The organism is Chitinophaga sp. H8, from assembly GCF_040567655.1.
Taxonomy (GTDB): domain Bacteria; phylum Bacteroidota; class Bacteroidia; order Chitinophagales; family Chitinophagaceae; genus Chitinophaga; species Chitinophaga defluvii.
Genome location: NZ_JBEXAC010000002.1, coordinates 2,280,032 through 2,297,127, shown reverse-complemented (window position 1 = coordinate 2,297,127; position 17,096 = coordinate 2,280,032). Strand labels below are relative to the sequence as shown.

Annotated in this window: 13 protein-coding genes; 2 read left to right on the top strand and 11 right to left on the bottom strand. The window is 42.1% G+C overall.

The window, feature by feature from the left end; all coding sequences use genetic code 11:
• From ABR189_RS23160 to ABR189_RS23110, 11 genes are all read right to left on the bottom strand, one after another.
• Window positions 1–924, bottom strand: a complete 924-nt coding sequence (locus tag ABR189_RS23160; RefSeq protein WP_354662870.1) for a DMT family transporter — start codon at window positions 922–924, stop codon at window positions 1–3.
• Entirely contained in the window at window positions 924–1,910 is a 987-nt protein-coding gene (locus tag ABR189_RS23155; protein ID WP_354662869.1) for a 3-hydroxyacyl-CoA dehydrogenase family protein, read from the bottom strand. The genes ABR189_RS23160 and ABR189_RS23155 overlap by 1 nt, the downstream gene beginning before the upstream one ends.
• A gap of 13 nt (window positions 1,911–1,923) precedes the next feature.
• Window positions 1,924–2,304 (bottom strand): RidA family protein, encoded by a 381-nt coding sequence (locus ABR189_RS23150; RefSeq protein ID WP_354662868.1) that lies wholly within the window; start codon window positions 2,302–2,304, stop codon window positions 1,924–1,926.
• A 157-nt stretch (window positions 2,305–2,461) separates the two neighbouring features.
• The gene (locus ABR189_RS23145) at window positions 2,462–3,562 is read right to left on the bottom strand and encodes a dipeptidase (protein ID WP_354662867.1); all 1,101 of its coding nucleotides are present in this window, start codon (window positions 3,560–3,562) and stop codon (window positions 2,462–2,464) included.
• Window positions 3,563–3,569: 7 nt separating this feature from the next.
• Window positions 3,570–4,697 carry a D-TA family PLP-dependent enzyme gene (locus tag ABR189_RS23140; protein ID WP_354662866.1) on the bottom strand — a complete coding sequence of 376 codons (1,128 nt, stop codon included), beginning with the start codon at window positions 4,695–4,697 and terminating at the stop codon, window positions 3,570–3,572.
• 14 nt (window positions 4,698–4,711) lie between these two features.
• Window positions 4,712–5,875, bottom strand: a complete 1,164-nt coding sequence (locus ABR189_RS23135) for a twin-arginine translocation signal domain-containing protein (protein ID WP_354662865.1) — start codon at window positions 5,873–5,875, stop codon at window positions 4,712–4,714.
• 49 nt (window positions 5,876–5,924) lie between these two features.
• Entirely contained in the window at window positions 5,925–7,985 is a 2,061-nt protein-coding gene (locus ABR189_RS23130) for an alpha-galactosidase (protein ID WP_354662864.1), read from the bottom strand.
• A gap of 25 nt (window positions 7,986–8,010) precedes the next feature.
• The gene (locus ABR189_RS23125; RefSeq protein WP_354662863.1) at window positions 8,011–8,523 is read right to left on the bottom strand and encodes a hypothetical protein; all 513 of its coding nucleotides are present in this window, start codon (window positions 8,521–8,523) and stop codon (window positions 8,011–8,013) included.
• A gap of 38 nt (window positions 8,524–8,561) precedes the next feature.
• Window positions 8,562–9,107: a hypothetical protein gene (locus tag ABR189_RS23120; protein ID WP_354662862.1), complete on the bottom strand. Its 546-nt coding sequence runs from the start codon at window positions 9,105–9,107 to the stop codon at window positions 8,562–8,564.
• Window positions 9,108–9,121: 14 nt separating this feature from the next.
• Window positions 9,122–10,744: a RagB/SusD family nutrient uptake outer membrane protein gene (locus ABR189_RS23115; protein ID WP_354662861.1), complete on the bottom strand. Its 1,623-nt coding sequence runs from the start codon at window positions 10,742–10,744 to the stop codon at window positions 9,122–9,124.
• 18 nt (window positions 10,745–10,762) lie between these two features.
• On the bottom strand, window positions 10,763–13,900 hold the full coding sequence (locus tag ABR189_RS23110; protein WP_354662860.1) for a SusC/RagA family TonB-linked outer membrane protein: 3,138 nt from the start codon (window positions 13,898–13,900) through the stop codon (window positions 10,763–10,765).
• Window positions 13,901–14,532: 632 nt separating this feature from the next.
• On the opposite strand from ABR189_RS23110, the gene ABR189_RS23105 reads away from it, so the two are divergent.
• A complete protein-coding gene (locus ABR189_RS23105) occupies window positions 14,533–15,288 on the top strand; it encodes an SDR family NAD(P)-dependent oxidoreductase (protein WP_354662859.1) in 756 nt (251 codons plus the stop codon).
• Window positions 15,289–15,330: 42 nt separating this feature from the next.
• Window positions 15,331–17,091 carry an amidohydrolase family protein gene (locus tag ABR189_RS23100; RefSeq protein ID WP_354662858.1) on the top strand — a complete coding sequence of 587 codons (1,761 nt, stop codon included), beginning with the start codon at window positions 15,331–15,333 and terminating at the stop codon, window positions 17,089–17,091.
• The last annotated feature ends 5 nt before the right edge of the window (window positions 17,092–17,096 follow it).

Genomic DNA, 17,096 nt, shown 5'->3' with positions numbered 1-17,096 from the left:
TTAATTTTTTATGATGGCTGTATGATGATTCATTCGATAATCCACTATAGTAATGATTAATGTACCCGCCAGTACCAGCAGGCCCCCGGCAATAGCATAACCGCTAAGTGCTTCCCCCAGCCAGATGGCTGCAATAGGTAATCCCATAAAGGTGATCATATAATTGGAAAGGGCCACCTGCATGGCATCCAGTGTTTTGAGCGCTTTGAAAAAGAGTACCATGGAAAGGAAATTATGAAACAGTGTTAGCAGCACTAATCCCGTCCAGGTTTGTGTAGTGAATCTCCCTATCCTTCCAAATACATCAGGTTCATAATATAGAACTAACGGCGTCAGGAAAATGATCATGGCAACATAGGTATAGAATACCATTTCAATTTCGGAATAGCGGGCTGCAATTGCTTTACAACCGGTATTGTAATAGGCATTCCCCACAATAGCCAGGAAAATAAGCAGGTTACCCCAGGTATAACCAGCAGTAAAACTAGCCTGTCTTATATCTCCAAATGTGCATAGCACCACACCAATAATAGCCACTGTAAAACTGATCCATCTCACCGGGTTCATTTTCTCTTTCAACACTAGAAAAGCAAAAAGTGTGGAGATCACCGGCAGACTGAGTGTTAATACAGCAGCATTTGTGGCTGTAGAATATTGCGTCCCCCAGGTCATCAGCACCTGCGCCGGGAAAGCTCCCAACAAACCAAGCCTCGCAAAAACAAGTAGATCTGATACTGATCTTTTCTGCTCGTTACGCTCACGCAGTATAAAAGGCAACAGTAACAATACGGCCATTGTCATAGGCGCCCATACCGTAAAGTAGGGCCCAACCTGATCCTGAACCAGTTTTATACAAGTAAACTGTAGAGACCACATCAAATTGCATAGCAGTAGCAGTCCCCATGATATAATGATCTTTTTCATTATTCTTTTGTAGCGTTATCTGCGTTATCAATCTGATCTCCAATATCCCCTGGATATTTCTCAGCGAGCTTACGGATATCGAAACTGAAGCGGGAAAAACATTTCTCCCACTCTTCCGCAGATGCTTTGGAGTAAGGATAAAAACCTTGTGCATTCCTCACTCCCTGCGCTCCGGCAGTTACTAATTGCTTCATAGATACAGGCACCCCCGCAGAATTGTCCAGTTCTGGAAATAACTCTTCCATGACAGTAGCATACGCCTGTATCCCTGTCAGGTCCATAAACCGGAAAGGCCCTGCAAAAGTGATCCAGGCACCAAGGTCATTGCGAAGAGAGCGGTCCACATCTTCATAAGTAGCATATCCCTTCTCTACTAGGTGAAATGCTTCTCTGATCATAGCATACATAATCCTGTTCGTAATGAAACCCCGGATATCTTTCCGTAGAACCGAAGGTTCTTTACCCCAGCTTTCGGCCAGTACTTTAACTTTCTCTGCATTTGCCAGTTTAGTTTTATCGCCGCAGATAATCTCCATGAAACGTGTAATATGAGCAGGTTCTGCCCAATGTACACCTAACAATCGTTCAGGATGTTTCAAATCTGCCTGCAATATGGAAACAGGTATCGCAGAAGTGTTGCTACCAATGATAGCATCCGGTTGCACATATCTTTCCAGTTCAGCATAAATCTGTTTCTTGGTAATCGGATCTTCATACACAGACTCAATGATCACCGGCATAGTGGATAAATCTTTCAGGGCGTCCGTGATAGTTAGGTCATTAACTAATTCAGCAGGGTCAGAAGATAATAATCCCTCCTCCTGCATTTCTTTCAGATAGCCCAATACCCGCTCTTTTGCCGGAGCCATCTCATCAAGGCTTTTCACAACGGAAGTGACCTTATGCCCTGCTGCAAGGATGCATGTAGCAATACTGCTGCCCATCAACCCCAACCCTATTGTACCTATCTCTATCTTTTCTTCCATTGGAAATATTTATTTAACCAATAAATGCTACAGCATCGATCTCAATCTTTATTCCGTCTGACAAAACGGATTGCACCGTTGTCCTGGCAGGTTTCATTGCCCCAAAAATAGCGGCATATGTTTTATCAAAACGGGCAAAATCGTTTATATCACTGAGATGAACTGTACATTTTACAATATTCTCCATTGTTCCACCCGCAGCTTTCACAATTTCACGTATATGTGACAGTGTTAAAATTGTCTCCTCTTCAATTGAGCCACTTATAACCGCACCACTTTTCAGATCAAGCGGCCCTTGACCACTGATATAAAGCCAGCCATTTACTAAAATGCCGGCAGAATATGCTCCTGTATCTGCTGTTTTTATAGTACTTTTTACTTCCACGAAGCTCATGAAACTTTATTTTGAAGATTGTATACAGAATTATTGGTTGAACTAACAGGGAATGTTACATCTATATACTCGTACATTACCTCTGGAAACAAAAGTAAACAAAATTTTCTTATTTTGTATACAATTTTAAACGTTTTTTGTAGATAATATTTATAACTCAAGGTAGACTTGCTTCCATAAAACGTATCCAATTACCATAAAATATATTATCTATGTCATCCTCACCATATCCACGCCGCTGTAACAAACCGCTTAACTTTTGCATATCAGCAATGGTATCAAGGTCGTACGGACTTTGCTCCGTTCCATACATACCATCCAGATCACTACCTATGGCACAATGCAAACTATTCCCTGCCAACTGACAGATATGATCATAATGATCTATCAATCTCTCCAGTCCAACATTACGCATAAACGGATCATCTACACCACGAATCCAGCTCTCTGCCAGCATCCAGTTATCCAGCGCTCCTCCAATTACAGCCTCTCTGTCTATTAATATCCGTAACTGATCGTCAGACAATTGCCGCTGACCACTGATAACAGTCCTGCAATTGTGATGGCTGGCCCAAATAGGGCCTTTATATAATGTAATAGCCTCTTTGAAACCCAGGTCTGTCAAATGCGTTACGTCAAGGATCATATCCAGATTATCCATTTCACGGAGTAATTCACGGCCTTTGGCTGTAAACCCTGATTCTGTTCCACTTCCACCAGCGTACCTCCCCTGGCCGTAATGAGAAACACCTATTGCGCGAAGGCCATAGGCGTATGCCTTTTCAAGGAAACCGATGTTCACTAAAGAATCTGCCCCTTCCAAGCTAAGGATATACCCCACCGGCTTACTGTTATCATCCGCAGCATCTTCTTTCAACCAGCATTCCACATGTTCCAGCAAATCATTCTTCCCGGTGATCTGTACCATTTCTCCCAGATCTTCCATCACCTTATAATAACTGCGTTGCGCCTGTGTGATACTCCAGCATATTTCAGGAGAATTCCAATAAGGATCTCCATCATCCGGGCGCCCCGAAGCAACATACCTCGCCAATTGAGTGGCTACCACCAACCCTACATTGCCCTCCCGCAAAGCGGGAAGAGATACCGTATTTCTCCCCCTGTCCAGCTTATCAACCATTCCACTTTCACGTTTACGGATCTCCTGCACAGGCAAACGGAGGTCACGATTCCATTCCACGGCATTCATGCCAAGGTCCAGATGCGCATCTACAATTAATTTACGTTTAGATTCCATACCCAGTTTAATAATTGATCATTCTGTCTCTGGCCACCACCTTCCAGGTAGCAACCACTTTTGCAGCGTTCACCACATACACACTTTCATAGAGTGCAAGTGTTGGGCAAATATGCCAGGGCACACCATATAAAGTGTCCCCTATTTCAAATTCATTTGTATCAGGAACAGAAACCACCAGATGTTCCTCACTCTGAGAAACTGCCACCATCTCTGGCATCCATGGAAATGCAACCCGCATATTTAGAGGGTTCTCAGCTGAAACAGCTTTATATCCCAGATCTATACACATCAGGCTACTATTGATAATGGAAACCACCCTGCAAAGCAATATCGCCGCATATTGAAATGGTAATTCCGGCAACAATCTGGCATACCCTGCATCCCATAAAGTAAATGTACCAGGGCTAACCTGTATGGTCTTATCATCTTTCTTCCTTGCTATTTCACTATACACTGAAAAAGTGGGAGAACCACCAATCACCAGTTGCAAAGTTTCCTTTTCTTTCCATTCAATATCCCCTTTCAATGTCATCACTTCTGCGAAGATCGCCTTCGCACGCTTTGCTCTTATTTTTTGATCTTCATCATCTACATGCCCATCATATACATGCAATCCTTCAATCTCAATACCCTGAAGTTTATCGATCTCCATATATAACTCAAAAGCTGCTGATACCAGAACACCAGTTCTGTTCATACCTACATTCAAGTCTATATAAACAGTTAGTTTCTTTTTTCCTGTCAGCGAGGAAAGCATTAATGCCGTCCTTATATTATCCACTATACATGAAAATTTCGTCCCGGGATATTCCTTTATCAATGCAAAAAACCTTTGCGCTTTCATGATAGTTGGCTGATAGGCCAGCAATACATCTTTAACCCCCATCATCCCTAGCATTTCTGCTTCGGCAATAGTTGCGCATTTGTATTTATTAATGCCTGCATTCCTCATTAATTGGACAATCTCAGACATCTTATCTGTCTTCACATGCGGCCGAATCCTATTTACATCTCCTATAAGTTCTATAATTGCTGAAATATTTCTGCTGATATACTCAGGATACACTAATAATGCAGGTGAATCTACCTTCCCTTCGTTTTCAATAACGAACTTCTCCTGTTGATCTTTCATGTCCATTTTACTTTCTAAATAATACATTCACTGATGAAACATGGGGTGTAATTATGTTGTTGTGCCCATTCAATAGCGGCCGTTAATTTCTCCCGATAATCTATTTGATAGTTTTTATAGAATGGATAAAAATACTGTTCGTGCACAAGGAGGTCCACATACGGTGGTGTAATATTATTCTCACCGTAACTATCCAGAAACTCTTTTATCAACGGCAACTTTACTGTATCAATGATAATACTGCTTTTCACAAAAATTATCTTTTCCCGGTTATCCCTCCAGATGAATCTTTTATTGATATGCCGCCTGTGAGGAACATCCAGGTAATAAGAACAGGGCGGCAAATTATTATCTACATTGAAATCACATACCTGTATCTTATATCCTTCATCTCTCAAAGCTCTACAAACCTCAACAGGTACCTGCCCCCAGTGAAGCGTGGTGGTATTGTCCATTACTTCCTTTCCTGCAAAACGCGCTATCTGGGTCCTGATCGCATGACAGTCACGATACATCTCTCCGTAATCTGCATGCATATAAGGATCATCCGGAAATTCAGCTTTTGCATGTACACTCAACCTTATCCAATCCGAATTATCTTTCCATTCCTTTTTGAACTTATCTGTCATTTGAGACAGATTAAAGTTATCCGTTTCATAAAACAGATTGATATGCACCTTTGTCCCGTATGTTTCATGCAGGCTGCGCAACAAGCCCATAAAGGAGTTCTCAAAAATAGATGAATAAACAGCTGCATTGAGATGAATATCCTTCAGGAACCAAATAGCATCATCAATAGACAACCTGTATTGATGATTAAGTTTACGCAGATAGAAAACAGTAATAGTGCTTTTCCGACCGGTAAGTGTATCCTTCACCCTGATCTTATTCTCAAAGTCCTTCAGTGTGATATCGGCGGAATAAACACCGTTTTCCTCTTTAGCGGGTATATTATTAATGGATAAATTCACTTTTTCTGCTGCAACTGGCGCAACTTTCACATTAACCACAACACCATCTCCTGCGTGCAACATATCACCATCGATCGGGGATATAAATTGCACAAAATCGCTACTTTCAGGTGTTTTCCATGAAACCAAAGGCAACATGCCTAATCCAGCTCCCAATATTGCACTTTGTTGGATAAAAGACCGCCTGCTCCAATTTTTGCTACGCATATTTTCATTTTTAATGATCTAAAAATAATCACCTGCTCCTATTATCTCATCACTGAATTTTGTACTCATATAAAGCATAGCTATTCAGCGACGGAAGGGAGAACCTTATCCGCCCATCATCTCCTGCCACTGCAACAAACGGCTTCCCTTTACCAATCAGCGGGCGGAAACTTACTTTTGTACCCATTGCAAAAAAAGTTTTGAGAAAAGCAGCACTACTATTATTATTTTCCCTATACACAATAATATAACCTCTTCCCTGCTGAATGGACTGAAATCCTGTCCAGGATTGCCCATCAGGCTCCTGCCCTATTGGAAAAATACTACCACTGTGAATGTCATGCTGATACTTCCTGTATGTGGTTACTACAGGAGCTATATTTAGCTGTTCAGATGATAGGCGGTGTGCTTCCAGCCAGGCAAGCGGTTGGGCCATCATCGTAATGGCAAAAGTATACTCAAATGGGATGTTCGCAGGCGCAAAAATGTCGCCAGGAGGATACTGATCCCTGTTCCTATCTGTATTCAGGAATTCCACCAATAGTTTCTGCAAGGGGAAATACTTCGAAAGGTTCCAGGTATTCCGCAACGTCTGATAGGGGTAATAATTGCCCCAGTCTGTATACCTGTTTTCAAGAAACAAATTACCGTATTCATTAAAATAATGATACCCATTCCTCCTTCCCGCGGTGATATCAATATTAAAGAACACTTTATTATCAGTGGCGTTTAGAACAGAATCGAGAAACTTCCGGAAATTGACCTCCCCTTCTTTTGAGATGATCTGCACACCATCTATCTTAAAGATCTTAATGCCATATTTATTATATATCCGGGTAAGAATTCCGGCATCTCTTTCCCAGTGAGCATAATCATTTTCCGGATCCGGCTCATACCAAAGGCTGATCTCTACATTGCTTTTACGACCATCGGCTATCAATGGAGCCAACCCATTGGGGAATTTCTCTTTATGAGGAAGCCAGAAAGAATCCATATTTTTTGTCCCTCCCTGGTACCAGCCGGCATCGAGCTGAAATACATTCACGCCCAGCTTTGAAGCAGTGCGGATCTCATTCAATGCAAAAGCCTCATTTAAATTTTCACCTTCTCCTCTTTCTCCCCATGTGTTCATCATCACCATATCATCTCTGGCGGGAATATATTTCCTGATACACTGCTGATACTCCCGTAACGCAATCACCTGACCATTTTCGGAACCATCACTCACACCAATTACAAAGCCATACCCTCTTACCCATCGGAACGGACTGATATCTTTTCTTTCAATACCGGCACCAGTCAATTGAAAGGAGCCGGTTTTTACGGAAAAATCAAACCCCGGATAAGCGTGCTGAACGGAAGGTGAGGGGGCCTCCTTTAACCAGAAGAGCCCTTCCTTACCTATTCCATTGTTTATCAATAAAAGATTGCCGACCAGCTGGTTCCCAAAAATATAGGCCATCTGGTCCGTGAATTTTACAGTAGTTGTATGCCGATCTGTTATATCAAAAAATTGTACTGCCCTTACTTTCCAATGGTTACCGGATAAACCCAGTCTGTCAAGACGCATTACTGGAAGCTGCTCCTTATTCACTTCTGAAATATTCTCAACATTCACCAGGTCTCCGGGGCTGGATATCCGAAGCTGAACAGAACTGTCCATTTCACCTTTGAAATAATAATCACATGCAATAGCAGGTATTCCCGGATAGATCCGGAATACCCTTTTAACTTCAAGAGCATTTACCTTTGTAAGAACTATCACATCTAACCTGCGCTGACTGAAATCTTCTTCCCTTCTGATCTTTGTTTCCAGCACACCTGCCCCTTCTTTAGTATGCATCTTACCTGGCAAAGAAAAATCAGTATTACTGTTCTCCAACACCGTTTTCTTCCCTGTTTGCCGGTTTGTAATGTCAAGGGAGATCAGATTGCCATTATTCCAGAGAAATCTTCTTTCAATCTTTGAATTGCCTATAGTTAATGTATCAGACACCAGCCATACGCCGCAATCTTCGAACTTTACATGATTCTGGGAAAATCCTTTATTCATGATAGGTTTAAAGAAAACAAGCAACAATAATGTCAAACTCTGGGTAATTGCTCTCATTATAAATTATTTTTCCTGGTTCTTTCTAACGCTCCTGCGTTTTGAGCGCACATTTTAAATCACCGGTTGGACTGGTCATCGAAATAATCTTGATGAGCCCCTTCTTTCCCAATCGGGTTTTAAATAACACAACATCATTCAACGCAAACCTGATGGAATCAGTTACCGCCTTTGGCTCCAGGAACCTGAAGTCCTTATCATTCACCATGGCATCAAATTGTGCAGTCGTAAAACTTGTAGGTGCAAACCTTGTTCCTACATCCGGCAATTCACTTCCATCTGCATCGTAACTAAAAAAGGCAGAACGATCGAAGAATATATCCACAAAACGACTCGCTCCCTTTAAAGAGCCATATCCGTACACCTGTCCATTATCCGTATCAAGGCCACTACCATTAGCACCATCCCATCCACCAAGCCATACTTCATCATATGAGTCCAGTAGGATCAGGTCTTCCACTTTATCCTTTTTACATCCCGGGAGTGCAAACCAGGCAAATACGGTAACGATAGCCAGCGTAAATACTTTCCTATTCATAATGAATAAATTAAAATGAAAATGTTTTTTAAAGTTTCTTACAGCACTGCCATCTTATAATCAAAGGTGACACTACCTGATGGCGGAAAGAGCGTTATGATCTTAACCAGGCAATTATATCCCTCTTTTGTACGAACGAATATCACTTTACCTGCTGTTAGCGGAACCGCATCCTCAGTAGCCTTGAACCCATATGCTTCCAATGCGGTTTTTGATTTGACTGCATCAAACTCTGCCGCTGTAAGATTGGTAAGCAAAAACTTACCTCCTGTAAACGCATTACCAGCAATGGGATCTGTATTCCAAAATTTACCCTGATCAAATATGAGATCAATACTGGATGATCCACCCACCAGATACCTGTATGCATAAGATACTGCAGCCGCCAAGCCCCGGCCCCGGCTAAGCAAAACACTATCACTCCCTCCCAGTTTAACATTGGTGTATGTGATGAGGGTAATATTATTAACACTATCCACTTTAGGCTGGATACTGCTGTTAATATCAGCAGACTTTTTACAGCTTGTGATGCATGCTGTGACAAGGATTACTGATGCTGATAATAGAAAACCTAATTTCTTCATCTCTTATAATTTTACTAGTTCCAGTTAGGATTTTGTACAAGATTGGGATTCATACTTAATTCCGTAAGTGGCAATGGCCATAGGTAGTCTCTTTGCGGAATGAAAGTTCGCATATCCCCGGATTCAGGCATGATAAAGTTTCCCGCATTCACATTCGGGTTCCATGCGTATCCTAAAGCCAGGTATTCCTCTTTAAAGAAATAAGCACCCAATACAGGTCTTGGAAGTTCAACCTCAGCCGTTTTCCAGCGTAAAAGATCCCAGTAACGAAAGCCTTCCATAGATAATTCCACTCTGCGCTCTCTTCTGATCTCTTCCCGCAGGTTCAGTGCATTTGCAGTGGCAAATGCATTTGTAAGGTGAGCCACTTCACCACGATCGCGCAACAGGTTGATTGTACGGTTCAGATCTGCATCTGAAATACCTCCGTCCAATTCATATTTAGCCTCAGCATAATTCAGCAACACTTCTGCATAGCGAATGATCGTATAATCTATATAAGATCTGGATTTACCCATATCCTCCTGAATTACAAATTTCCTGTAGGTATATCCTGTAGAATGGGTAGAAACAACAAACTTGGCAGTAAGGCTAAAGTTATCACCTCTTTTCATCACTGTTTCACTCAATCTCTTATCCCTGTTATCAAAAACCTGGATGATTGAATCCGGTGTTTTATAAAGTGGTGATTTATCAATGGGTAATCCATCTTTCATCAAATAAGCATCAACAAGGTATTTGGTTGGATTTATAACACCACCGGAAACCATTGCCATAGGTACATTGTGGTAGCTGATGATATCAGCATCGTTTGAACCATAACGCCTTACCATAACATTCTCCTTATTGTTCATTCCTTCCGCCTGGTATTGATACAGATTAAAATAACCACCGGTATAAAGTGAATGCTCACCAGATTGCATAATTTTTTCAGCTGCATTCTTTGATCGTTCCAGGTGTTTACGCCATTCACCCATGTTGTGAAACTTATTCCATGTTCCTGCAAAGAGCGCCGCCCTCGATTCAACTGCCCATACTGCCGTACGCGAAATCCTCCCATAGTTAGCAGCCCCCATAACAGTAGGCAATTGTAGATTGGTCGCAGCAAAATCAAGGTCTGCGTAGATAGTATCATATACTATTTCACGGTTTGTTCTGGCAGCTGTTAACTCTTTGGCGTCACTGGCAAGGGGTGTCGTAACCAGGATAACATCCCCATATCTTTTAACAAGATTGTAATATGCCCAGGCCCTGAAAAACTTCGCTTCAGCTACATATTTGTTAACAATCCCGGGATCAATACCCGCCGATACTGCCTTGGGCGCTTTGGCAATAATATTGCAGGCAGCCCTGATCAATTTGTAAGAGTTAGTATAATAATCATCCCAATTAGGTACCGTTCTCGTTCCATTACTGATCGAGTTAGGCTCAACCGCAAAACCATCTATAGACATATTGTCTTCATACAAAGGAATGGATGGAAGAAAAGTATACAGATAATTCGCTGCCGAATTCAGATCGTTTTCGCTCAACCAAAAAGTAGCATCACTTAACTGCGTTTCCGGAACACGATCTACTGAACAAGACACTGCGCCAAATAGCACAACTGCAAGGATCAGACATTTAATATATTTCATCTCTTGAATTTTACAGGATTAAAAAGAAACATTCACACCAAAGGAATAAGTACCAAATAAAGGATAATTATGCCCTACACTGTTCATACTTTCAGGGTTGAAAGTATTAGAGAAAATACCCAGCTTATCCCAGGTAAGAATATCCTGTCCGCTGAAAAATAAACGAAGACGATTAACATGTATTTTCTCCAGCAACTGCTTAGGCAGGCTATATCCTAACTGAATGTTCTTTAGACGCATATAAGCCCCGTTCATCATCCATTTATCAGATGTCAGATAACTGGCAGTACCGCCTCTTGGCCGGGGAAATGCTGCATCCCTGTTATCTTCCGTCCAATAATCAAGATGCATTTTCAAAGGGATTATCCAACTGCCGGTAGAAGGATGTATGGCATCAGTTTCAGCAAGGAAAGTATTCTGGAAAACACCTTGCAAAAATAACTGCAGATCAATCCCCTTCCAGGCAACAGAACCAGTCCAGCCAAAAGAATAACGGGGTTGATTAGTACCAAGATAAACCAGGTCTCCTCGTTTAGTAACAATTCCGCTTCCATTATTAAGCATGCCATTACGGTCCTGGTCTACATATTTAACATCCCCTATGCCTATCTGGCTGCTGTAAAAAGGTGAATTATCAAGATCTTTTTGGTTCTGAATATAGCCATCCGTCTTATATCCCCAGATGGTATTCAAAGGATAACCTTCCAATAATGAAACAGTTCCCAGCCAAACACTGTTATTATTGTTATACTTCAACAGCTTATTCTGATTGTCTGATAAATTAAATGAGACACTGTAATCAATACCAATCGCTGTTCTATCTGCATAACTCAATTGTATTTCCCAGCCCCAGGAACGGAGTTTACCTCCATTAACAACAGGCGCATTGATACCTAATATAACCGGCAATTGCTGAGGGATCAGCATGTTGTTATTATGCTTTACATAATAATCAAAGCTGATATTCAATTTATTTTTGAGTAACCCCAAATCTACTCCCAGGTTGGAAGTCTCCAGCGTTTCCCAGGTCAATGTAGCGGAAGGAATTGCACCATTATAGAAGTAAGAGGATTTTGTTTCCGTATTCCCTAAAACTACGTTTGATCCGGACCACAATTTATCAATATAATCATACTCCCCGATAATCCCGCCTTCAGCGCTTCCAAGACGACCCCAGGAACCCCTGATCTTAAATTCGGAGAACACAGGCCTTATCACTTCAAACCAGGGTTCATTCTGTAATTTCCAACCAGCCGACACTGCCGGGAATACTTTTGTTCTTCTTCCGGGAGATAGGCGGGAGCTTTCATCAGCCCGCAATGTAGCTTCCACCAGGTATTTATCTCTAAACACATAATTAAACCTACCAAATACAGACTGGAAAGCAGAAGTACCTACATTATCCCAGTTACCCCGTGTAAGATTATTCCCCAGGGCCAAAGCTCCTAGGTCATTACTCACTAGGCTGCCCACAGAAGCCCCAAGGTATTGATAACGGTTATCATTCCACTGATAGCCTCCCAACAGGTGAAAACTATGATCCTTTCCAAACGACCAATCGTAATCAGCTAAAAACTGTACATTACTGTTCCAGTTAGTAGAAACACTGCGTTCGAATGAATTTGGATCCTGGAGTTTTTCACCCGGCACTGATCTGAACCAGGTTTGTACAGTTCTATAGAAATTGGCATTTTCATTATTGTAATACTGACCACCATACTTTATGGTAAGATCTAACCCTTTTACCAGCAGATCTTTGGATTGCAGAGTGAAAACTCCATCCAGATTTCTGGACATAGATTTAATCTGACCACCTGCATCCAATATCGCATAGGAAGTAATACCAGCAGCAGAATTATCGTTGTAACGGCCTTCAGGTGTTCGTAAAGGATTACGGTTGCGAAACCGGTAAAGCACATTTAACAAGCTGGTACTCCAGGTGCCGTCAGGTGTAATTGTTGGCTGCACCATATCTGTGACATGAAAGCCTACCCTTGCATCAAAAGTTATTTTATCCGTGATCTGTGTACCCATGTTGATACGGGCATTATACCGCTTGTACTTATCGGGCCCTATTTTAAAAATGCCATTTTGATCAAACAAGCCCAGCGACAAGAGGTAATGTGTTTTTTCTGTACCTCCTTTTACGGAAAAATTATGCGTAGACATTGCGCTGTTATTGCGAAGTATCTCGGCTAGCTGGCTTTTTGAATTATAATTGACGTACCTGGTGGTGTCATTAGGATCCACATAATATTGCAGGCCTAAACGCACACGATTAATATCAGTGGCAGAATAGCCCGGATTTCCTCCTGAATTAGCTGCAGAAACATTCACATATAACATTTCTTCCAACAAGCTTAGCTTCTCGGGAACATTCAGTGGTTTTTGCGCAGAAAATAAATTGGAATATTCAAATACAGCCTTACCTGATTTACCCTTCTTTGTAGTAACGATCATCACCCCTCCTGCCGCCTGCGCGCCATATATAGAAGCCGCAGCAGCATCTTTTAGCATCGTAACGTTTTCAACATCGTTAGGATTCAATGTAAGCAATACAGTGGTCGATGCTGCCACACCATCTAATATTACCAGTGGACTAACCGCACCATTTGCCGAAGTAGCACCACGGATCTGAATACCAAAGTTTTCCGCACCAGGCTGACCAGATGTTCTGGTTATAACCAATCCTGCTGCAGCTCCCTGCAATGCACCAGCAAGGGTTGTAATAGGCCTGTCTTCAATAACTTTGGAGTTCACCGTTGATACAGCCCCCGTCATGTTAATCTTTTTCTGTGTGCCATACCCTACCACCACCACATCATTCAAAGTGGATTTGGATATGCCCAATTTAACAGCAATAAAATTCTGCTCCTTAACAGGAATCGTTACAACTTCGTATCCGATGGAGGTAAATTGCAGCACATCCGAAGACACTGCTTCAATAGAGAATAAACCTTCCTGACTGGTAGCAGTACCGGTGTTTTTATGTTGTATCCGAACAGTGGCGCCAATTACTGGCTGACCGGTTTCGGCATCTACAACTTTTCCCCGGATAGTACGTGAAGCATCCTGTGCCATTACATAACCTCCGGAAAATGGAAAGAATACAAGCAACGGCATAAACGCCAATAGGCGGAATAGATATTTTTTCATGATCTATTTATTTGAGTAAGTACCAGGCATCGAAGAAGATCGCTACCTGTAAATTTTGGCTTTTTTTTCTGCCGGGCATACTATTCCCACAGACCTGATTACCAGGTTTTAAAAATCATACATGAGATATTGGTTGTTATTGTACCCTACAAACGGATCGCGATCCTTTTTGCTGTGTATTCACCTATTGTCTACAAATATAATTTACTTTTGAATACATTTTTAGTTTTTTTTTAAATTGGCTACATTATTTTTTAACTAGTCCTTTGAGCCGTCCAGACCATCACCAAAAAACCAGCCAGACAAGCTACAATCCTAAGGTTTCCTTATTTAATAGCCATTCCAGCAAATACTCATATGCCATTAAAATACATTCCCCATTCACAAAAAAAAGGATTACCTCGTGTTTTAATATTAATTACATACATCCTAATGTTATTTTTGTATACATTTATACATAAATTTAGTGTACAATAAATGAATCTAAATTACAATTACAGCAAGCACCCTTAACCTATTAGCCATAATATTTTAATATGAAGCTCATTCGCTTTGGGAAAGCCGGAAATGTTGTTGAACTATAGGTGGAAGGGCTTGGATACCAGTAACAAATTTTAATTCAATCTTAATATATGAACAAACGATTCAACAACCGGGTAGCATTAATTACCGGCGCTGCAGATGGCATCGGCAAAGCAATCGCAGAACGTATAGCATCAGAAGGAGCCACAGTTGTACTGCTGGACATCAACCCTTCTCTGCTGGAAAGAACGGCCACTGAATTTCAGCGGGCTGGTTATGCTATAACTACACAACTCGCTGATATCTCCAACGAAGAAGAAGTGAAAGATGCGATTGACAAGATAATACAGGATCATGGAAAACTGGATATCATGGTGAATTCTGCCGGCATAGTAGGACCAACCTCCACCCCTATCGCAGATTATCCTGTAGATGCATTTGATAAGATCTATAAAATTAATCTCCGCGGCAGTTTCCTCATGACAAAATATGCAGTGCAGGCCATGGAAAAAAATGGATATGGCAGGATATTGTTAATGGCATCCATCGGCGGCAAGGATGGTAATCCTAACATGTGCGGCTATTCTTCCATGAAATCAGGTGTAATTGGCCTCGTAAAAGGCGTGGGGAAAGAATACGCCACCCGTAACATTACAGTGAACGGACTAGCGCCTGCAGTTATCAAAACCGCAATGAATGAAAACACTTCCCCGGAACAACTGGCTTATATGACAGCAAAAATACCGATGAACAGATTAGGTACAGTAGAAGAGGTAGCTGCCATTGCAGCATGGATCATTTCGGAGGAAGCTAGTTTCAACACCGGATTCATTTTCGATATTTCCGGAGGCAGAGCCACCTATTAGTCATATCTCGCTGAAACCGGGTCATCTTCAAAATGGGGAAATATGTCAGAAAAAAATTTATCAAGACGAGACTTTCTGCGGCTTACCTCTCTTGCAGGTATGGGATTAACACTCAGTCAGGCTGCACCATTTTCTGCATTCGCTAATAATCTGGAAATAAATGCAGGGCACAAACCAGTATGTTATTTTGATGCCTTTGCCTGCATTGGCCCACGTAAATATAAGCATCCCGCCGAGCCTTGGAAACTTTCCGAACTTATTTCGGAAATGGAACACTGCTCTGTATCCGGCGCGCTGGTGTCTTATACAATGAGCACTTATTATGATGCCATGTATTCCAATCTGGAACTGAGCAATATGCTGAAGCCATACCCGCATTTATTTGCTGTATGGAATGTTATGCCTGGTCTTACCAGTGAGTTTCCTCCCCCGGAAGAACTGGGACGCAAAATGCAGGCACATCATGTTCGTGCAGTTTCCCTTCACCCTGCAACGAATGGCTGGAACTGGAAAGCTCCATATCAACAGGATATCCTGCGCTGGCTGAATGAAAACCAGGTACTGACCATCATTCAACTATCTGAATTTGGTAACTGGCAAGACCTGGAGGAGCTGCTCACACAATACCCGCAACTACCCATACTGCTAACAAGTGTTTACTGGGACAGTCAGCGGAACCTCATTCCTATGATGGAAAATCATTCCAATCTGCATTGCACATTCGATAATCTTCAGAATATGTATGGCATTGAATACATGTATGGTAAAGGACTGGTAAACCAGATGATATTCGGCACCAATTCTCCAACCATGTCTGCCGGCGCCCATAGAACGTTTATTGATTATGCAGAAATTCCGGAAGATGCGAGAGCCAAAATTGCAGGAGGTAACCTTATTCGGCTACTGAAAGGCCAGCAGCCTCCTGAAGAATATGTGAACAAACACGAAGATGAACTGATGACTGCTGTAAGACATGGGAGACCATTACCGGTACCCATTATAGACATGCATATGCACATGCTTCACGAAGGACTGAATGGTGCGGGATGGAGTTACACGATGGAAAATGGCGGTCCTAAAGGGATCTTTGCCCTCGCTAAAAGACTGGGATATGCCGGAGGAGGATTTATGAGCTGGAATGGCGTAGTAAGCGTTAATACCGCAGCAGGAAACATCACCACCAGCCAGGCATTAGATGTAGCGCCGCCCGGATACTGGGGGCTGGCCAACTTTGATCCCGTTCATTATACACAGGATGAATTAAAAAAGATGATCCCCGGTCTATACGAAAGGGATCAACGTTTCATCGGCATGAAACCATATCACTATATCGGTGTGAGCTACGACGATCCCTCCTGGGAACAATGGTGGAAATATGGCAACGACCACCACTTCTATGCGCTGCTACATTCTCAAAGTGGAAACATGGCAGAATATGAAACCCTGGCTGCCAGATACAAGAACGTCAGGTGGCTGATCGCGCATGCAGGACAAAGTTATGATTACGCAGATAAGGTTATTGCTGTGATCAAAAAGTTCCCAAACATTTATGCAGAGATCACATTAACCGCCGTTCCTTGCGGCATCATCGATTACCTCGTTGCAGGTGCAGGAGAAAACAGAGTATTGTATGGCTCAGACCTCCCCATGAGAGATCCAAGACCGCAACTGGGATGGGTTGTTTTCTCCCGATCCTCAGTTGCCACCAAACGCAGGATCCTTGGCGAAAATGCCATGCAGGTGATCAAGCCCTGTATAGACAGGCTTCCGAAATACAACAGGCCAGTTATACACTACAAATAATCTTT